This window comes from Variovorax sp. 10N432 (assembly GCF_056394465.1).
Map to the genome: position 1 here is coordinate 93,218 of NZ_JBFTHX010000015.1, position 18,396 is coordinate 111,613.

The 18,396-nt window shown below is 70.8% G+C and carries 13 protein-coding genes and 1 tRNA gene; 10 read left to right on the top strand and 4 right to left on the bottom strand.

Features of this window, described 5'->3' with window-relative positions; all coding sequences use genetic code 11:
* Genes recC through recD form a run of 3 tightly spaced genes read left to right on the top strand, consistent with a single transcriptional unit; the run spans position 1 to position 9,373 of the window.
* Positions 1–3,519: an exodeoxyribonuclease V subunit gamma gene (recC, locus tag AC1DF3_RS18840; protein WP_478140443.1), complete on the top strand. Its 3,519-nt coding sequence runs from the start codon at positions 1–3 to the stop codon at positions 3,517–3,519.
* Positions 3,516–7,253: an exodeoxyribonuclease V subunit beta gene (gene recB, locus AC1DF3_RS18845; protein ID WP_478140444.1), complete on the top strand. Its 3,738-nt coding sequence runs from the start codon at positions 3,516–3,518 to the stop codon at positions 7,251–7,253. Before recC ends, recB begins: the two co-directional genes overlap by 4 nt.
* Positions 7,250–9,373, top strand: a complete 2,124-nt coding sequence (gene recD, locus AC1DF3_RS18850; RefSeq protein WP_478140445.1) for an exodeoxyribonuclease V subunit alpha — start codon at positions 7,250–7,252, stop codon at positions 9,371–9,373. The genes recB and recD overlap by 4 nt, the downstream gene beginning before the upstream one ends.
* A gap of 6 nt (positions 9,374–9,379) precedes the next feature.
* Here the strand turns inward: recD and AC1DF3_RS18855 are convergent, their stop codons facing one another.
* The 4 genes from AC1DF3_RS18855 to AC1DF3_RS18870 form a co-directional block, all read right to left on the bottom strand.
* The gene (locus AC1DF3_RS18855; protein ID WP_478140446.1) at positions 9,380–10,138 is read right to left on the bottom strand and encodes an SDR family oxidoreductase; all 759 of its coding nucleotides are present in this window, start codon (positions 10,136–10,138) and stop codon (positions 9,380–9,382) included.
* 2 nt (positions 10,139–10,140) lie between these two features.
* Complete coding sequence (locus tag AC1DF3_RS18860; protein ID WP_286534681.1) at positions 10,141–10,620, bottom strand: carboxymuconolactone decarboxylase family protein; 480 nt, start codon at positions 10,618–10,620, stop codon at positions 10,141–10,143.
* Between the two features lie 124 nt (positions 10,621–10,744).
* Positions 10,745–11,626, bottom strand: coding sequence for an RNA polymerase sigma-70 factor (locus AC1DF3_RS18865; RefSeq protein ID WP_478140447.1), 882 nt, complete (start codon positions 11,624–11,626; stop codon positions 10,745–10,747).
* Positions 11,627–11,669: 43 nt separating this feature from the next.
* The gene (locus tag AC1DF3_RS18870) at positions 11,670–12,587 is read right to left on the bottom strand and encodes a YicC/YloC family endoribonuclease (protein ID WP_286534674.1); all 918 of its coding nucleotides are present in this window, start codon (positions 12,585–12,587) and stop codon (positions 11,670–11,672) included.
* A gap of 91 nt (positions 12,588–12,678) precedes the next feature.
* On the opposite strand from AC1DF3_RS18870, the gene AC1DF3_RS18875 reads away from it, so the two are divergent.
* From AC1DF3_RS18875 to AC1DF3_RS18905, 7 genes are all read left to right on the top strand, one after another.
* Positions 12,679–13,686 (top strand): serine/threonine protein kinase, encoded by a 1,008-nt coding sequence (locus tag AC1DF3_RS18875; protein WP_286525262.1) that lies wholly within the window; start codon positions 12,679–12,681, stop codon positions 13,684–13,686.
* Positions 13,683–14,588: a PP2C family protein-serine/threonine phosphatase gene (locus AC1DF3_RS18880; protein WP_286525260.1), complete on the top strand. Its 906-nt coding sequence runs from the start codon at positions 13,683–13,685 to the stop codon at positions 14,586–14,588. The genes AC1DF3_RS18875 and AC1DF3_RS18880 overlap by 4 nt, the downstream gene beginning before the upstream one ends.
* 38 nt (positions 14,589–14,626) lie before the next feature.
* Positions 14,627–15,355, top strand: coding sequence for a ribonuclease PH (rph, locus tag AC1DF3_RS18885; protein WP_286534672.1), 729 nt, complete (start codon positions 14,627–14,629; stop codon positions 15,353–15,355).
* A gap of 31 nt (positions 15,356–15,386) precedes the next feature.
* Positions 15,387–15,992, top strand: a complete 606-nt coding sequence (rdgB, locus tag AC1DF3_RS18890) for an RdgB/HAM1 family non-canonical purine NTP pyrophosphatase (protein WP_478140448.1) — start codon at positions 15,387–15,389, stop codon at positions 15,990–15,992.
* Positions 15,989–17,251 carry a radical SAM family heme chaperone HemW gene (gene hemW, locus AC1DF3_RS18895; protein ID WP_478140449.1) on the top strand — a complete coding sequence of 421 codons (1,263 nt, stop codon included), beginning with the start codon at positions 15,989–15,991 and terminating at the stop codon, positions 17,249–17,251. Before rdgB ends, hemW begins: the two co-directional genes overlap by 4 nt.
* A gap of 20 nt (positions 17,252–17,271) precedes the next feature.
* The gene (locus AC1DF3_RS18900; RefSeq protein WP_286534670.1) at positions 17,272–17,946 is read left to right on the top strand and encodes a TetR/AcrR family transcriptional regulator; all 675 of its coding nucleotides are present in this window, start codon (positions 17,272–17,274) and stop codon (positions 17,944–17,946) included.
* Between the two features lie 40 nt (positions 17,947–17,986).
* A tRNA-Ser gene (locus tag AC1DF3_RS18905) sits at positions 17,987–18,071 on the top strand.
* Positions 18,072–18,396: the final 325 nt, after the last annotated feature.

Consider the following 18,396-nt stretch of genomic DNA (forward strand, 5'->3'; position numbering starts at 1 on the left):
ATGACCGACACCGCTCTCTCTCCCGGCTTCATGGCCGTGCACAGCAACCATCCGGAAGCGCTGCGCGACCTGATGCTCGCCTGGATGGCGCGCCATCCGCTGGCGCCGCTGGAGGACGAGTGGGTGCTGGTGCAGAGCAACGGCGTGGCGCAGTGGCTCAGGCTGTCGCTGGCGCGCGATCCGGCCCAGGGCGGCATCGGCATCGCCGCCGCGCTGCAGACCGAACTGCCGGCCACCTTCATCTGGCAGGCCTACCGGGCGGTGCTCGGCACGCAGGCCGTGCCTGCGGCCTCGCCCTTCGACAAGGCCCTGCTGGTGTGGCGGTTGATGCGCCTGCTGCCCTCGCTGCTCGAAGAGGAGGTGTTCGCGCCGCTGCGCCGCTTCCTGGCCGACGACGCCGACCTCCGCAAGCGCCACCAGCTGGCCGAGCGCCTGGCGGACCTGTTCGACCAGTACCAGGTCTACCGCGCCGACTGGCTGGCCGGCTGGGCCGAGGGCCACGACCGGATCGTCGCCAGCCGTTCGGGCGAGCAGCCGGTGGCCGACGAACTGCGCTGGCAGCCGCGCCTGTGGCGGGCGCTGCTGGACGACGTCGGCCCGGCCGGCGCCGCCCACGGCCGGGCCGCCGTGCACCAGCGCTTCATGGCCGCGGCGGCAGGCTGGCAGGGCGAGCGCCCGGCCGGGCTGCCGCGCCGGCTGGTGGTGTTCGGCGTCTCGTCGCTGCCGCAGCAGTCGCTCGAGGTGCTGGGCGCGCTGGCGCGCTGGATGCAGGTGCTGATGTGCGTGCACAACCCCTGCGAGCACGACTGGTCGCACATCGTGGCCGACAAGGACCTGCTGCGCGCCGAGCGCCTGCGGCAGCGCCGGCGTCCGGGCGGCGAGGGCGTGATCGCCGAAGAGAACCTGCACCTGCACGCGCAGCCGCTGCTGGCCGCCTGGGGCAAGCAGGGCCGCGACTTCATCCGCCTGCTCGACGCCCACGATGCGCAGGAGTCCTATGCGCAGCACTTCGATGCCATCGGCCAGCGCATCGACTGCTTCGACCCCAACCCGCAGGACACGCTGCTGCGCCAGCTGCAGGACGACATCCGCGACCTGCGTCCGCTGGCCGAGACCCGCGGCAGATGGCCGGCACTCGACGCGCGGGCCGACCGGTCGATCCGCTTCCACGTCACGCACGGTCCGCAGCGCGAGGTCGAGGTGCTGCACGACCAGCTGCTGTCGGCCTTCGCCGCCGACACGACGCTGCGGCCGCGCGACGTGATCGTGATGGTGCCCGACGTGGCGGCCTATGCGCCGCACATCCAGGCCGTCTTCGGCCTGCTCGGCGCCGACGATCCGCGCCACCTGCCCTACACGCTGGCCGACCAGGGCCAGCGCCATCACGACCCGCTGCTGGGGGCGCTCGAGAAGCTGCTGGCCCTGCCGCAATCGCGCATCGCGGTGAGCGACCTGCTCGACTGGCTCGAAGTGCCGGCCCTGCGGGCCCGTTTCGGCATCGACGAGAACCAGCTGCCGCTCCTGCACCGCTGGATCTCGGCCGCCAACATCCGCTGGGGGCTGCATGCCGAGCAGCGCCGCCAGCTCGACCTGCCCGGGGCGCTGGCCCAGAACAGCTGGGACTTCGGCCTGCAGCGGATGCTGCTGGGCTACGCGGTGGGCACCGGCGAGGCCTGGGAAGAGGTCGAGCCGCTCGATGAAGTGGGCGGGCTCGACGCCGCGCTGCTCGGCCCGCTGGTGCAGCTGCTGGCCGCGCTCGAATCGCATTGGCGCACGCTGGCCACGCCGGCCGCGCCCGCCGAGTGGGGCGTCCGGCTGCGGGCCTTGCTGGCCGACTTCTTCGCCGCCGACGAGGACAGCGACGGCTTCACGCTGAAGCGGCTCGAGATATCGCTCCAGCAATGGCTCGACGCCTGCGCCAATGCGGCCATGGCCGAGCCGGTTCCGCTGTCGGTGGTCCGCGAGCACTGGCTGGCGCAGATCGACCAGCCGACGCTCAACCAGCCCTTCTTCGCCGGCGCCGTGACCTTCGCGACCCTGATGCCGATGCGCGCGATCCCGTTCCGCGTGGTGGCCCTGCTGGGCATGAACGACGGCGACTATCCACGCAGCCGCGTGCCGATGGATTTCGACCTGATGGGCCATGACTGGCGGCCCGGCGACCGCTCGCGGCGCGAGGACGACCGCTACCTGTTCCTCGAGGCCCTGCTGTCGGCGCGCGAGCAGCTGCACATCAGCTGGGTCGGCCGCAGCATCCTCGACCACTCGGAGCGGCCGCCCTCGGTGCTGGTGGCCCAGCTGCGCGACCATCTCGCGGCCGGCTGGCGGCTCGCGGGCGACGAGGAAGCGCCGGTGCCCGAGGCTGGCCAGCGGCTGCTGCATGCGCTGACCGTGGAGCACCGCCTGCAGCCTTTCCATCCGGCCTACTTCACGCTCGGCGGTGATGCGCGCCTGTTCAGCCATGCGCGTGAATGGCGGGCCGGCCTGGCGCCCCGGGCAACGGTGCAAGCCGATGCCGACGCACTGCCGCCCTGGCGCTTCGACGGCCCGCTCACGCTGCGCCTTCTGGCCGACTTCCTCAAGGACCCGGTGAAGAGCTTCTTCCGCCAGCGGCTGGGCATCCACTTCGAGGCCGACGATCCGGTCGGCGAGGACGAGGAGCCCTTCGCCATCGACGCCCTCGAAAACTGGCAGCTGCAGAACGAGCTGATCCAGGCGCAGCGGGCGGCCATCGAGGCCGGCGGCTCGCGCGAAGAGGCGCTGGGCAAGCAGCTCGCCCGGATGGCGCGCCGCGGCGACCTGCCGGCCGGCCACTTCGCCGCCCTGGTGCAGGAGCGGCTGGCCGAGCCGATGCAAAAGATGTTCGCAGAATACGAGCAGGCGCTGGCCGAATGGCCCGAGCCCCTGCCCGACGCCGCGCTGGACTTCCTGCCCGAGGGCCTGCCCGAGCCGCTGCGCCTCGCGGACTGGCTCGGCGGCCTGCGCGCGAACGCGAATGGCGAGCGGTGCCGCCTGCTGCTGGACAGCGGCAGCCTGGTCAAGGACCGAAGCTACAGGCTCGACAAGCTGGTGCCGTTCTGGATCGCACACGTGGCGGCGCACCTGGAGGGCGGATCGATCACGAGCCGCATCGTCAGCAAGGCCGGCAGCGTGACGCTGCATCCGCTGTCCGAGTCGCAGGCGCGGGCCTGGTGGGCGGTGCTGCTCGACGCCTGGCAGCAGGGCCTGGACCGGCCGTTGCCGCTGGCGCTGCGCAGCGCCCTGGCCTGGCTGGGCAAGGGCGGCACGCAGGCCGACATCGGCGCCGGCGCGCCGCGCGAAGCCGCGCGCGCCTGCTATGAAGACAGCGACCCGGCCTACGGCAAGTTCGGCGAGTGCGACGGCAACGCCTATCTGGCCCGCGCGTTCCGCGATTTCGAATCCTTGTGGGCCGGCGGCGAGTTCGCCCGCTGGGCGCTGGCGCTGCTCAAGCCGATGGGCGATGCGGTCGGCCGGGCGCCGGCGAAGGAGGCCGAATGACCTTGCCTTCCTTGCTGGACCCCCTGCGTTTTCCGCTGCGCGGCAGCCGGCTGATCGAGGCCAGTGCCGGCACCGGCAAGACCTTCACGATCGCCGCGCTGTACCTGCGGCTGGTGCTGGGGCATGGCGGCGAGGCCGCCTTCACGCGGCCGCTCGCGCCGCCCGAGATCCTGGTCGTCACCTTCACCGAGGCCGCCACCAAGGAGCTGCGCGACCGCATCCGGGCCCGCCTGGCCGAGGCGGCCGAGGCCTTCCTGGCGGATCCCGCGACGGTGCCGCCGCAGCCACCGGGCCAGGACCTGCTGCACGACCTGCGCGCCGGCTATCCGCCAGCGCAATGGCTGGCCTGCGCCCGCACCCTGCGGCTGGCCGCCGAGTGGATGGACGAGGCCGCGGTCTCGACCATCCACGGCTGGTGCAACCGCATGCTGCGGGAGCACGCCTTCGACAGCGGCAGCCTGTTCACACAGACGCTCGAGACCGACCAGCGCGAGCTGCAGGCCGAGGTCATGCGCGACTACTGGCGCACCTTCTTCACGCCGCTGGCGCCCGCCGACGCCCAGCAGGTGCATGGCTGGTGGGCCACGCCCGACGCCTTGCTGAAGGCGGTCGAGAAGCTGGTCGGCCTGAGCGAGGTGCTGGGCGAGGGCTTGCCGCCTGCCATGGCGCTGGAGCGCGCGCGCACCCACACCGGTCGCGAGCTGTCGGTGCTCAAGGCGCCCTGGGCCGGCGACGACGGGTGGGCCGCCGGCTTGCTGGCCGGGCTCGAGGCCGCGGTCGCGGCCAGGCAATGCAAGCTGCCCAAGCGCAAGGAATGGATGCAGAAGCTGCGCGACTGGGCCGAGGGTGATGCGCTGCTGCCGTCGTTGACCAGGACCGCGTGGGAGCGCCTCACGCCGGGCGGACTGGGCGATGGCTGGAGCGGCGACGCCGCGCTGCTGCGCCATCCGGCGCTGCACGCGTTGGCCGGCCTGCAGGACGCCGTCAGGGCCTTGCCCGACGGCCGCCAGGACCTGTTGCGCCATGCGGCCCGCTGGTCGGCCGACCGGCTCGCCGCCGAGCAGGCCCGGCGCGCGCAGATGGGCTTCGACGAACTGCTGACCCGGCTCGACGCCGCCCTGCAGGGCCCCAACGGCGAGCGTCTCGCGGCCCTGATCCGGCGCCAGTTCCCGGTCGCGCTGATCGACGAGTTTCAGGACACCGATCCGCTCCAGTACCGCATCTTCGACGCCGTCTACGGCATCGCGGCCAACGCGCAGGACACAGCCGTGGTGCTGATCGGCGACCCCAAGCAGGCGATCTACGCCTTCCGCGGCGCCGACATCCACACCTACCTGGCGGCGCGGCGCGACACCCTGGACCGGCACGCCACGCTCGGCACCAATTTCCGCTCGACGCCGGCGATGGTCGAGGCCGTCAACCAGGTCTTCCTGCAGGCCGAGGCGCGCGAGACGGGGCAGGGCGCCTTCCTGTTTCGCGCCGATGGCGAGAATCCGCTGCCCTTCCTCCCGGTCCAGGCCCGGGGCCGCAGCGAGCGCTGGACCGTCGCCGGCGAGCCCGCCCCGGCGCTGACCTGCTGGACGCTCGATGGCGATCCCCCGCCCGGCAACGGCGAGGCCCAGCGCCTGCTGGCCGCCGCCTGTGCCACCGAGATCGTGCGGCTGCTCGCCGGCGGCCTGGCGGGCCGCACCGGCTTCGCCAAGGTAGGCGAGGCGCTGCGCCCGGTGCAGCCCGGCGACATCGCGGTGCTGGTCAACAGCGGCCGCGAAGCGAGCGCGGTGCGCCAGGCACTGGCCACGCGCGGCGTGCGCAGCGTCTACCTGTCCGACAAGGACTCGGTGTTCCAGAGTCCGGTGGCCGCGGAACTGCAGCGCTGGCTGGCCGCCTGCGCCGAGCCCGACGACGACCGGCCGCTGCGCGCCGCGCTCGGCAGCGCGGCGCTGGCGCTCAGCTGGCCCGAGCTCGACCGGCTCAACCACGACGAGCTGCAATGGGAAGCCCGGGTGCTCCAGTTCCGCCGCTACCAGCAGACCTGGCGGCGCCAGGGCGTGCTGCCGATGCTGCGCCACCTGCTGAACGACTTCGGCGTGCCGCAGCGGCTGCTGGCGGCGGGCGACGAGCGCATGCTGACCGACCTGCTGCACCTGGCCGAACTGCTGCAGCAGGCCAGCGCGCAGCTCGACGGCGAGCACGCGCTGATCCGCTGGCTGGCCGAGCAGCGCGAGGACAGCGCGAGCGAGAACGAGGCCCGCAAGCTGCGTCTCGAAAGCGACGCCGACCTGGTCAAGGTCGTCACCGTGCACAAATCCAAGGGGCTTGAATACCCGCTGGTCTTCCTGCCTTTCGGCACTGCCTTCCGCGCCGCCAAGGCCGACGACCTGCCGCTCAAGTGGCACGACGCGCAGGGCCGCCTGGTGGTGGCGCTGCAGGCCGACGCCGACTCTCTGGCCCGGGTCGACCATGAGCGCCTGGGCGAAGACCTGCGCAAGCTCTACGTGGCGCTGACACGGGCCCGCCATGCCACCTGGGTCGGCGTGGCGCCGCTGGCCGGCGTCGAACGCAGCGCGCTCGGCTACCTGCTGGGCGGCGGGGCGCCGCTCGCGGCATCGGCGCTGGCCGATGCGCTGCGCGACTGGGCGAAGACGTCCGCGGCCATCGCGGTCGAAGCCGCCCCGGAGGCCGACGATGCGCGCTACAGCCCGGTCGCCGACGCGCTGCGGCTGGCACCCGAGCCGGCTCTGCCGTCGGGTCCGCGCGAGCGCTGGTGGGTGGCCAGCTATTCGGCCCTGAGCCGGGCCGGCGACCTGCTCGACGACGAGGCCGCGCTGGCCCTCGGCGAGCCCGCGACCCGGCTGGCGCTGCCGCCGACGCCGGCCAGCGCCGCCGAGGACATCTACGCCGACAGCCGCGGCGACGCCATCGCGCCCGACGACGATTTCGGCACCCCGGCGCCCAGCACCGGCAGCCTGCACGACTTCCCGCGCGGCGCCGGCCCGGGCAGCTTCCTGCATGGCCTGCTCGAATGGGTGGGCCGCCAGGGCTTCGGCCGCATGCAGTCCGATGCGGCGGCACAGGCCGACCTGGCCGACCTGATCGCCCGCCGCTGCAACCTGAGCGGCTGGAGCACCTGGACCGAGACCTTGCGCGACTGGCTGCTGGGCTGGCTGGCTGCGCCGCTGGACCTCGGCGCGTGGCTTCCCGGGGCCGGCGCGGTCGCGCCGGCGGCGCTGGGCCGGGTCCAGATCGAGATGGAGTTCTGGTTCGGCGTCCGGCAGGTCGATCTGCGCGCGCTCGACGCCCTGGTCTGCCGCCACACGCTGGATGGTGCGCCGCGCGCAGCGCTGCTGCCGCAGCAGCTCAACGGGATGCTCAAGGGTTTCATCGACCTGGTGTTCGAGCACGGGGGCCGCTACTACGTGGCCGACTACAAGTCGAACTGGCTGGGCCCGCGCGATGCCGACTACACACCCGCCGCCCTGCGCGACGCCGTGCTGCAGCACCGCTACGAGCTGCAGTACGTGCTCTACGTCTTCGCGCTGCACCGGCTGCTGCGTTCGCGGCTCGCCGACTACGACTACGAGCGCCACGTCGGCGGCGCGGTCTACCTGTTCCTGCGCGGCCACGCGGCGCCGGGCCAGGGGCTGCACTGCGAGCGGCCGCCGAAAGCGCTGATCGACGCGCTCGATGTCTTGTTCAGCGGCGCGGCGCTCGCTGCGGCGGAGCAGCCGTCATGAAAGCCCCGACCGTGGTGTCCACCGACGTCTTCCTCGGCGCGCCGCCCGCGCGCCATGCGCCCCTGCTCGCCGACCTCGACCGCTGGGTCGCCGAAGGCTGGCTGCGCGCGCTCGACCGCAGCTTCGCCGCCTTCCTGGCGCAGAAGGCGCCCGAGGCCGACCCGCTGCTGGTCCTCGGCGCCGCGCTGGCCAGCCATCAGCTCGGCCGCGGCCATGCCTGCCTGGACCTGCAGGCGGCGCTGGCCGATGCGGGCCTGGCGCTGTCGATGCCGCCCGAAGGCGCGGCGCGCGCGGCGGAAGATGCCGCGCCCATCACCGCTCCCTCGGCCTTGCTGGCCGGCGTGACGCTGGCGCGTTGGACCAGGGCCTTGACGCATCCGGCGCTGGTCGGCGACGGCCCCGGCGCCACGCCGCTGGTGCGCATCGGCAGCCGGCTGTACCTGCGCCGCTATTGGCAGTACGAGCAGTCCGTGCGGGCCGCGATCGGCGAGCGGGTGGCCCGGCCCACCGCGGCGGCCGCGCCCGAGACGCGCGCCGCATTGGCAGCGGCGCTCGACGTCCTGTTCCCGCACCGCGACGGCGCCGCGGCCGACTGGCAGAAGATCGCCTGCGCGCTGGCCGCGCGCCAGCACTTCGGCATCGTCACCGGCGGCCCGGGCACCGGCAAGACCACCACCGTGGTGCGGCTGCTGGCGGTGCTGCAGCACCTGGCGCTGACCGGCGGAGAGCGCCGTCGGCTGCGCATCCGGCTGGCTGCGCCCACGGGCAAGGCGGCGGCGCGGCTCAACGAATCGATCGCCGGCGCGGTCGCGCGCCTGCCGCTCGACGGGCTGGCCGATCCGGCGGCGGTGCGCGCGGCGATTCCGACCGAGGTCACGACCGTGCACCGGCTGCTCGGCAGCCGCCCCGACACGCGGCACTTCCGCCACGACGCGCGCAACCCGCTGGCGCTCGACCTGCTGGTGATCGACGAAGCCTCGATGCTCGACCTCGAGATGATGGCCGCCGTCTTCGCCGCACTGCCGCCGCATGCGCCGCTGATCCTGCTCGGCGACAAGGACCAGCTGGCTTCGGTCGAGGCCGGCGCGGTGCTGGGCGACCTCTGCCAGCGCGCCGACGCGGGCCACTACAGCGCCGACACCGCCGCCTGGCTCGGGGCCGTCACCGGCGAACTGCTGGAGCCCGAGCTGTGCGATGCCGCCGGCAGCCCGCTCGACCAGGCGGTGGTCAAGCTGCGCATCAGCCATCGCTTCAGCGCCGCCAGCGGCATCGGCAAGCTGGCCGAGGCGGTGAATGCGGGCGACGCCGGTGCGGTGCGGCGCGTCTTCGATCGCGGCTATGCCGACCTGTCGCAGCAGCGCAGCCTGGACGACGCGGCGCTGCGCCGGCTGGTGGTCGATGGCGCGCCCGAGGGCTTCGCGGGCCAGGGAGCGGGGCGCGTCGAGGGCGGCAAGGCCGTGCCGCCGCCGGCCGGCTACCGCCACTACCTGACGCGGATGAGCCAGGGCAAGCCCGGCATCGATGCCCCGCAGGCCGACTTCGACGCCTGGGCGCGCGAGGTGCTCGCGGCCTATGGCCAGTTCCAGCTGCTGTGCGCCCTGCGCAGCGGCCCGCAGGGCGTCGCGGGGCTGAACCAGCGCATCGCCGGCCTGCTGCGCGCCGAGGGCCTGCTCGAAGCCGACCATGGCGGCTGGTACCCGGGCCGCCCGGTGCTGGTCACCCGCAACGACCACGGGCTGGGCCTGATGAACGGCGACGTCGGCGTCACCTTGGCGATGCCGGCCTGGTTGCCCGGCGAGCAGCGCCCGCGCTGGACCCTGCGCGTGGCCTTCGCGGCCGGCGACGGCCAGGGCGGCATCCGCTGGGTGCTGCCGAGCCGGCTGCGCGCGGTCGAGACCGTGTTCGCGATGACGGTCCACAAGTCGCAGGGCTCCGAGTTCGCGCATGCCGCGCTGCTGCTGCCCGAGCGGGCCAGCCCGGTGCTGACGCGCGAGCTGGTCTACACCGGCATCACGCGGGCCCGCCACTGGTTCACGCTGGTGGCGGCGCCCGAGGTGATGCAGGGCGCGGTGCGCAAGCGGGTCGAGCGGGTCGGGGGGCTGGGCCTGCGCACCCCCTGAGCCGGGCTACTTCGAAGCGGCGGACTTGGCGAACCAGGCTTCGAAGCCGATCGATCCCAGCCACGGGTTCTTGCCGCTCGGCACCAGCGTGTCGTCTTCGAGCCGGGCGCCGAAGTAGCGCGCCTGCGGATCGGCCACGACCTGGCGCAGGTCTTTCGTCGCGGCGAGGTAGCGCTGCAGCAGCTCGGGCATTCGCACGCGCTCCGGCCCGGCGATCTCGACCACGCCGTTGAGGGGTGCGCCCAGCGTGTACTCGGCCATTGCCGCCGCCACGTCGTCGGAGGCGATCGGCTGCACGAAGGCCGGTGACAGCTTCACGGTCTGTCCGTCGGCGCCCGACTGCGCGATGCCGCCGAGGAATTCGAAGAACTGCGTCGAGTGGACGATCGTGTAGGGGATCGAGCCCTCGCGGATCAGCTTCTCCTGCGCGATCTTGCCGCGGAAGTAGCCGCTTTCGGCCAGCCGGTCGGTGCCGACCACCGACAGCGCGACATGGTGCTTCACGCCTGCCCTGGCCTCCGCGGCCAGCAGGTTGCGGCCCGCGGTCTCGAAGAATTCCAACACCGCCTTGTCCTCGAAAGAAGGCGAGTTCGCGACGTCGACCACCACTTGAGCGCCGGCGAGCGCTTCGGCCAGGCCTTCGCCCGTGATCGTGTTGACGCCCGAGGCCGGCGAGGCCGCGAGCACCTCATGGCCGCGCTGGCGAAGCTTGGCGACGAGCTTGCTTCCGATCAGGCCGGAGCCGCCGATGACGACGATCTTCATGGTCATTCCAATCCTGCCTTGTCGAGGCCGTAGGCCTTGTCGGCCGAGCCCGGCACGGTCGTGAAGCCGACATTGAGCCGGTTCCAGGCATTGATCGCCATCACGGAGAAGGTGAGGTCGGAGAGTTCCTTTTCAGACAGTTGCGTGCGTACGCGGTCGTAGACGTCGCCCGGCACGCCGTGCTCGGGCAGGCGGGTCAGGATCTCGGTCCAGGCCAGGGCGGCGCGTTCGCGCGGGCTGAACAGGGTCGATTCGCGCCAGATCGGCAGGTGGTAGAGGCGCAGTTCGCGCTCGCCGTGCAGCTTGGCTTCCTTCACGTGCATGTCGAGGCAGAAGCCGCAGCCGTTGATCTGCGAGGCGCGGATGTGCACCAGGTCCAGGGTCTTCTGCTCGATGGCGCTGCTCTTCTCGAGCATGCTGAATTCGACGAACTTCTTGAACAGCTCGGGCGATTGCTGCATGGCGTTGATGCGTTGGGTCATGGTCACTTCCTGAGGGCCCCAGAACGGCTGAGGCATCCGTTTGCGAGAAGTCGCTGCATGGACGGATCTTTTGCATCCATGCCCACAAGACGCGCCAGCTCGCCGGTTTGTGACAGACCCCGCCTCAATGCCCCTGGAAAGCCGCCGCCAGCCGTGCCAGTTTCTCGGGGTTGCGCTGCACGTGGATGCGCGTGATGCGCTCGCCGTCGGTCTCGTACGACTGCGCGGATTCGAGCACCCCGTCGATGAAGCGCAGCAGCGCCCATTCGCCGTTGATCATCGCGAGCTCCACCCGCACGCCGCTGCCGAAGCGCAGGTGGGCGGCATAGAAGAGCTGCGCGATGCGCTGGCCGCCCAGCAGCGGCTTGCCGAAGCTCGGCACGATGCCGCCGCCGTCGCCGATCAGCTCGGCGTTCTCGGCCAGCATGCCGTTCATGGCCGCGAAGTCGCCGCGCGACAGCGCCTCGGCGAAGCCGCGCATCAGCTGGTGGTGGGCATCGCGCGAGACCGTGAAGCGCGGCCGCTCCTCGCGCAGCTGCGTCTTGGCGCGGTGCACGATCTGGCGGCAGGCGGCCTCGCTCTTACCGACGGCCTTGGCCACTTCGTCGTAGTCGGCATCGAACACCTCGCGCAGCAGGAAGGCGGCGCGCGCCTCGGGCGCCAGCCGTTCGAGCATGAACAGGAAGGCGACCGAGACGTCGTCCGACAGCTCCTTGGTCTGCTCGGGCGTCGAAGGCGCATCGGTCAGCACCGGCTCGGGCAGCCAGTAGCCGACGTAGTGGGCGCGCTGCACCTTGGCCGCCCGCAGCCGGTCGATCGCGATCCGCGTGGTGATGGTCACCAGCCAGGCCTCGGCGTTGTCGATGCCGGTCTGGTCCGCTTCGTGCCAGCGCAGCCAGGCGTCCTGCACCACGTCCTCGGCCTCGGCCACGGAGCCGAGCATGCGGTAGGCGATGCCCTGCAGGCGGGGGCGGAGGCGGTTGAAGGTGGTAGTGGGGTCGGTCATTGCGTCTCAGACGTTGGACGCCGGGCGTTTGTGACGCCCGCCCTCACTCGATGTTCTGCACCTGCTCCCGCATCTGCTCCACCAGCACCTTCATGTCGACCCCGATCCGGGTCATCTCCAGCATGGCCGACTTCGAGCCCAGGGTGTTGGCCTCGCGATGCAGCTCCTGGATCAGGAAATCGAGCCGCTTGCCGATCTCGCCGCCTTTTTTCACCAGCCGCTCGATCTCGTCCAGGTGCGAATCCAGCCGGGTCAGCTCTTCGGCGACGTCGATGCGGATCGCGAAAGCGGTGGCTTCCGACAGGGCCCGGTCCTGCGCCGCCTCGGGCGCGGTGGCGCCGGCGGCCAGGCCCATCGCCTCTTGCCAGCGTTCGAGAAAGCGGGTGCGCTGCTGCTCGACCAGCTTCGGCACCAGCGGCAGGGCCTGGGCCGCCAGCTTGCGCAGCTGGCCCAGGTGGTCCAGCAGCATCTTGGCCAGCCGGGCGCCTTCGCGTTCGCGCGCCGCCAGCAGGGCCTTCAGGGTCTTTTCGGTCAGTTCGGTGAGGTCCGGCCCCAGGTCGCCGCGCGACGCCGAATCGCCGGCCGCCAGCCGCAGCACGTCGGCCACGCTGAGGTCGCGGGCGCTCGGCAGCCAGGACTTGATGTTGTCCTGGACCCCGTTCAGGCGCTGCAGCAGCTTGGTCGACGGATCGGCGACGCCGGCGCTGGCGGTGTTCTCGAAGGCCACCCGCAACTCGACCTTGCCGCGCTTGAGCTGGCCCGTGAGCAACTCGCGCAGCGCCGGTTCGTGCTGGCGCAGCTCCTCGGGAAGCTTGAAGGTGAGGTCGAGGAATCGGCTGTTGACCGAGCGGATCTCGACCCCGAGGCGACCCGTGGGCTGGGGCCTGGCTTCGGCGTCGGAGTGGCTGCCTGTGGGGCCGTTCTGGCCGCTGGCATAGCCGGTCATGCTGTAAACTGGCATCGCGCCTCGCTGTGGTTTGTTTGCGTTTCACCGAGGCCTCGGCACCGCGTTCGCTTGCCGCACCATCGCCTTCGGGCGAAACTCCCGGATTATGTCAAAGGTCAAACCGTCGCCCCTGCTTCCCGACACGATGATCGGAGGCTACCGCGTCGTGCGGCGGCTGTCCGCCGGTGGCTTCGGCGTCGTCTACCTGGCCGTCGACACCAGCGGCCAGCAGGTCGCCATCAAGGAATACCTGCCTTCGTCCCTGGCCACCCGCGGCACCGGCGAGCTGGCACCCCAGGTGCCGCCCGAGAAGCTCTCGCTCTACCGCCTGGGCCTCAAGAGCTTCTTCGAGGAAGGCCGCTCGCTGGCCCAGATCTCGCACGCCTCGGTGGTCAGCGTGCTCAATTTCTTCCGCGAGAACGAGACCGTCTACATGGTCATGAACTACCTGGAGGGCGCCACCCTGCAGGATTTCATCGTCACCGCGCGCGACCTCAAGAAGCAGAAAGTATTCAGGGAGTCGACGATCCGCTCGCTCTTCGACGAGATTCTGCGCGGCTTGCGCATCGTTCACCAGCACAAGATGCTGCACCTGGACATCAAGCCGGCCAACATCTTCGTCACCGACGACGACCGCGCCGTGATGATCGACTTCGGCGCCGCCCGCGAGGTGCTGTCCAAGGAGGGCAACTTCATCCGCCCGATGTACACCCCCGGCTTCGCCGCCCCCGAGATGTACCGGCGCGATTCGTCGATGGGCCCCTGGACCGACATCTACGCCATCGGCGCCTGCATCTACGCCTGCATGCAGGGCTATCCGCCCAACGACGCCCCCCAGCGCATCGAGAAAGACCGTCTCGGCCTGTCGCTTTCGCGCCTGCGCGGCATCTATTCCGACAACCTGATCGAGGTGGTCGAATGGTGCATGTCGCTCGACCCGCTGTCCCGTCCGCAGTCGGTGTTCGCGCTGCAGAAGGAGCTCAGCCGCGAAGGCGAGCGCCGCTACACCAAGCTCACGGTCGGCGAGAAGGTCAGGCTTTCCATCGACAACATGCGCTCCTTCGAAAAGAAGGGGCTGCCCAAGGCCGCAGCGCCCACCACACGCCCCGCATGAAATTCTCGGTATTCCAGGTCAGCCGCAAGGGGGGCCGCCTCAAGAACGAAGACCGCATGGGCTACTGCTACACGCGGGAGTCCGGATTGTTCGTGCTGGCCGACGGCATGGGCGGGCACCCCGAAGGCGAGGTCGCGGCCCAGCTCGCGCTGCAGACCATCGCGGCGCTCTACCAGCGCGAGGCGCGGCCGGTCGTCAAGGACGTCAAGGCCTTCCTGACCGCCTCGGTGATGGCCGCGCACCAGCAGATCATGCGTTATGCCGGCAACAAGGGCATGCTCGACACGCCCCGCACCACCGTTGTCGCGGCCGTCATCCAGGACAACTCCGCCAGCTGGATCCACTGCGGCGATTCGCGGCTCTACGTGATCCGCGACGGCGAGCTGCTGACCCGCACCCGCGACCATTCGCACGCCGAGCGCCCGCGCGCCAATGCCGGCCCCGAGGCCGTCAACCGCAACCTGCTGCTGACCTGCCTGGGCTCACCGACCACGCCGCTGTTCGACGTCTCGGCGCCGCTGCAGCTGCAGCGCGGCGACCGGATCATGCTGTGTTCGGATGGCGTCTGGGGCGTGCTCGACGACAGTGTCATCGTCCACATCCTCTCGTCCGGCAAGCCGGTGTCCGACTCGGCGCCCGACCTGGCCGAGATGGCGCTGCGCAACGGCGGCGCCCACAGCGACAATGTCACCTTGATCGCCCTCGAATGGGAAACCCCCGACGCGCCGGGCCAGAAGCGCGGCGTGTCGACCGACAGCATCAGCGACGGCGTTTTCGCCTCCACCATCCAGGCCGGCATGCCTTCCGACAGCGAGCTGGACGACCTCGACGACGACGCCATCGAGCGTTCCATCGCCGAGATCAACGAGGCGATCAAGCGCTCGGCGGCCCGCAAGACCTAGTCTCCGTCTTTCATTTCCCCCTTTTCCCCATTTCCACGATGACAGTTTTCGTTCGAAGCGCCGGCCGTGCCGCCGACCAGTTGCGCCCGGTGCGCATCACCCGCGGCTACACCATCCATGCCGAGGGCTCGGTGCTGATCGAGTTCGGCCAGACCCGCGTGCTGTGCACCGCCTCGGTCGAAGAGAAGGTGCCGCCGCACAAGCGCGGCAGCGGCGAGGGCTGGGTCACGGCCGAATACGGCATGCTGCCCCGCGCCACCCACACCCGCAGCGACCGCGAAGCCGCCCGTGGCAAGCAGAGCGGCCGCACGCAGGAGATCCAGCGTCTCATCGGCCGCTCGATGCGCGCCGTGTTCAACCTGGCGGCGCTCGGCGAGCGCACCATCCACCTCGACTGCGACGTGCTGCAGGCCGACGGCGGCACCCGCACCGCGGCCATCACGGGCGCCTTCGTGGCCGCGCAGGACGCGGTCGACAAGCTGCTGGCCGCCGGCAAGATCCAGGCGACGCCGATCCTCGGCCACGTGGCGGCGATCTCGGTCGGCATCGTGCAGGGCACGCCGCTGCTCGACCTCGAATACATCGAGGACTCGGCCTGCGACACCGACATGAACGTCGTCATGACCGGTGCCGGCCACTTCGTCGAAGTGCAGGGCACGGCCGAAGGCGCGGCTTTCACGCGCGACGAGATGAATGCGCTGCTGGCGCTGGCCGAGAAGGGCATTGGCGAGCTGACCGTGCTGCAGACGCAAGCCCTCGCCGCTTGAGGATCGACCCCGCGCACCCGCGCCCCGTGACATGAAACTGGTCCTCGCATCCAACAACGCCGGCAAGCTCGCGGAGCTGCAGGCGCTGTTCGCGCCGCTCGGCGTCGAGCTGGTGCGGCAATCCGAACTCGGCGTCGGCGAGGCCGAAGAGCCCTTCCGCACCTTCGTCGAGAACGCGCTCGCCAAGGCCCGCCATGCCGCGGCCATCACCGGCCTGCCGGCGATCGCCGACGATGCCGGTCTGTGCGTCGACGCCTTCGGCGGCCTGCCGGGCGTCGACACCGCCTATTACGCGACGCAGTTCGGCTACGAGAAGGGCGACGCCAACAACGTGCGCGCCCTGCTCGAGCAGATGGCCTCGATCGACAACCGCCGCGCCGCACTGGTCAGCACCCTGGTGGCGCTGCGCAGCGCCGACGACCCCGAGCCGCTGATCGCGGTCGGCCGCGCGCCCGGCGAAATCACGCGCGAGCGCATCGGCGACAACGGCTTCGGCTTCGACCCCGTGATGTTCCTGCCGCAGTTCGGCAAGACCTTCGCCCAGCTGCCGACCGACGTGAAGAACGCCAACAGCCATCGGGGTCAGGCCGCCCGGGCGATGCTGGCCCTGATGCGCGAACGCTGGCTGTCGCCGTGAGCATCGTCATCCCGATCGCTGCCGGCGCCGAAGAGGCGGCCGCGGGCGCGGCCAGCGCCAACGACGTGCTGCACCTGATGCGGCCCGGCCCGCTGCAGCTGGCGGCGCTGCCGCCGCTGTCGCTCTACGTGCACCTGCCCTGGTGCCTGCGCAAGTGCCCCTACTGCGACTTCAATTCGCACGAATGGCGCGGCGGCGGCGGCAGCAGCGACGCGCTGCCCGAGCAGCGCTACATCGATGCCCTGGTGGCCGACCTCGACGCCGCGCTGCCGCTGGTGTGGGGTCGCACCGTGCACACCATCTTCATCGGCGGCGGCACGCCCAGCCTGTTCTCGCCGGCCGCCATCGACCGCCTGATCGGCGACCTGCGCGCGCGCCTCAAGCTGGCGCCCGACTGCGAGATCTCGCTCGAGGCCAACCCCGGCACCTTCGAGCGCGACCGCTTTCGCGCCTACCGCGCGGCCGGTGTCACGCGGCTGTCGGTCGGCGTGCAGAGCTTCAATGACGAGCACCTGAAGGCGCTCGGCCGAGTGCACGACCGGGCCCAGGCCATCGCGGCGGTCGAAGAGGCGGCCGCGGCTTTCGACACCTTCAACCTCGACCTGATGTACGCGCTGCCGGGCCAGACCCTCGAAGGCCTCGACGCCGACCTGAGCCAGGCACTGGCGCTGGCGCCGCCGCACCTGTCGGTGTATCACCTGACCATCGAGCCCAACACCTACTTCGCCAAGTTCCCGCCCACGATTCCCGAGGACGATGCGGCATACGAGATGCTCGATCGCATCACGGAACGCACCGCCGCCAACGGCCTCCAGCGATACGAGATTTCGGCCTACGCCCGCACGGGCCATGTCTGTGCACACAATTTGAATTACTGGCAGTTCGGCGACTACCTCGGAATCGGCGCCGGCGCCCACAGCAAATTGAGCTTTGCGCACCGGGTGGTGCGGCAGGTGCGGTTCCGGGAGCCACGCCTGTACATGGACAACGCGATCGCCGGCCGGGCGGTGGCGCAGAGCGAGGAGGTCGGGATCGCTGCGTTGCCTTTTGAATACATGCTCAATGCCCTGAGACTCAAGGATGGGTTTAGGCTTGCGGAATTCGGCGAGCGCACCGGCCTGGCCATCACCAGCATCCAGCGCGGCCTGGAGGAGGCCGAGCGCAAGGGCTTGATCGAACGGGATCTGGCCCGTGTCTGGCCGACGACGCGCGGCTTCGACTTTTTGAGCGACCTGCAGTCCATCTTCCTGCCGGACTGAGGGGAACGACGACAAGCGCCATGGAACATAACGAAGACAGCATCGAACACACCGAGGCAGCGACCAAGCGCCGCTCGCGGGGCCGCCCGAGTCCCGAGCAGGCGGCTGCGCTGCGCGAGTCCTTCCTGGCGGCGGCGCTCGAGTCCTTCCTCGAGAAGGGCTATTCGGCCACCAGCATCGAGGCCATCGCACGCGAAGCGGGCGTGGCGAAGATCACCATCTACCGCCAGTTCGACAACAAGGAAGCCTTGTTCCGCGAAGTGGCGCACCGCGCCGTGAGCAATGCCCGCGAGACCATGCAGAACACGCTGGTGCACCGCGGCAGCGACGAGCGCCAGACGCTGATCGACCTGGTCGAGCGCATGTACCTGAGCGCGAGCGAGCCCAAGACGCTGGCGCTGATGCGGCTGGTGATCGCCGAGGCGGTGCGCTTTCCGGAGCTGGCGAAGTCGCTCTACGCCGAGAACAGCTACGTGCTGGCGCCGGTGGTCGACTACCTGGCCGAGGCCCACCGCGCCGGCAAGCTGCGCGTGCCGTCGCCCGAACTGGCCGCCGTGCAACTGTCGACCTTGGCCTTCGGCGGCGTGCGGTTCTTCATCTCGAAACCGTTGGCCGGGCCCGACGAGCGTCGGGTCTGGGCGGAGGATATCGTCGACCTGGTGCTGCGCGGCTGGGCACCGGCCGCGAACGACTAAAATCCCGACCCTGCCACCGCGCAACGCGAACGGCAGCCCTGGAGAGTTGGGTGAGTGGTTTAAACCAGCAGTCTTGAAAACTGCCGACGGGCGACCGTCCGTGAGTTCGAATCTCACACTCTCCGCCGGAAGGGCAACCAGCGCCGTCCTCTTTCATCCGGCCGGGGCCGTGCGGGCGATCGCGCGATCAACGGCCTCAGCCGGTTCGCCCGTTTCGCAAACCATGAGGCGTGCATCAATCGTCCGCAAGGGCAACCCTTTATAAGGTTCTCTTGGGAGCGGTCAGGGGCCGATAGGGAGGGGGAGGTCTGGGGGCGGACCGCCGACCAAAGATGCGATACTTGGCCTCGGAGGCCGTACAGCACCGGATTGCCGATGCGACACGGGGGAATTTCCTCGTCCTACGGGAGTGAGCATGGGCAAACTTCCGGGACTTTACGGGGCAGCGCG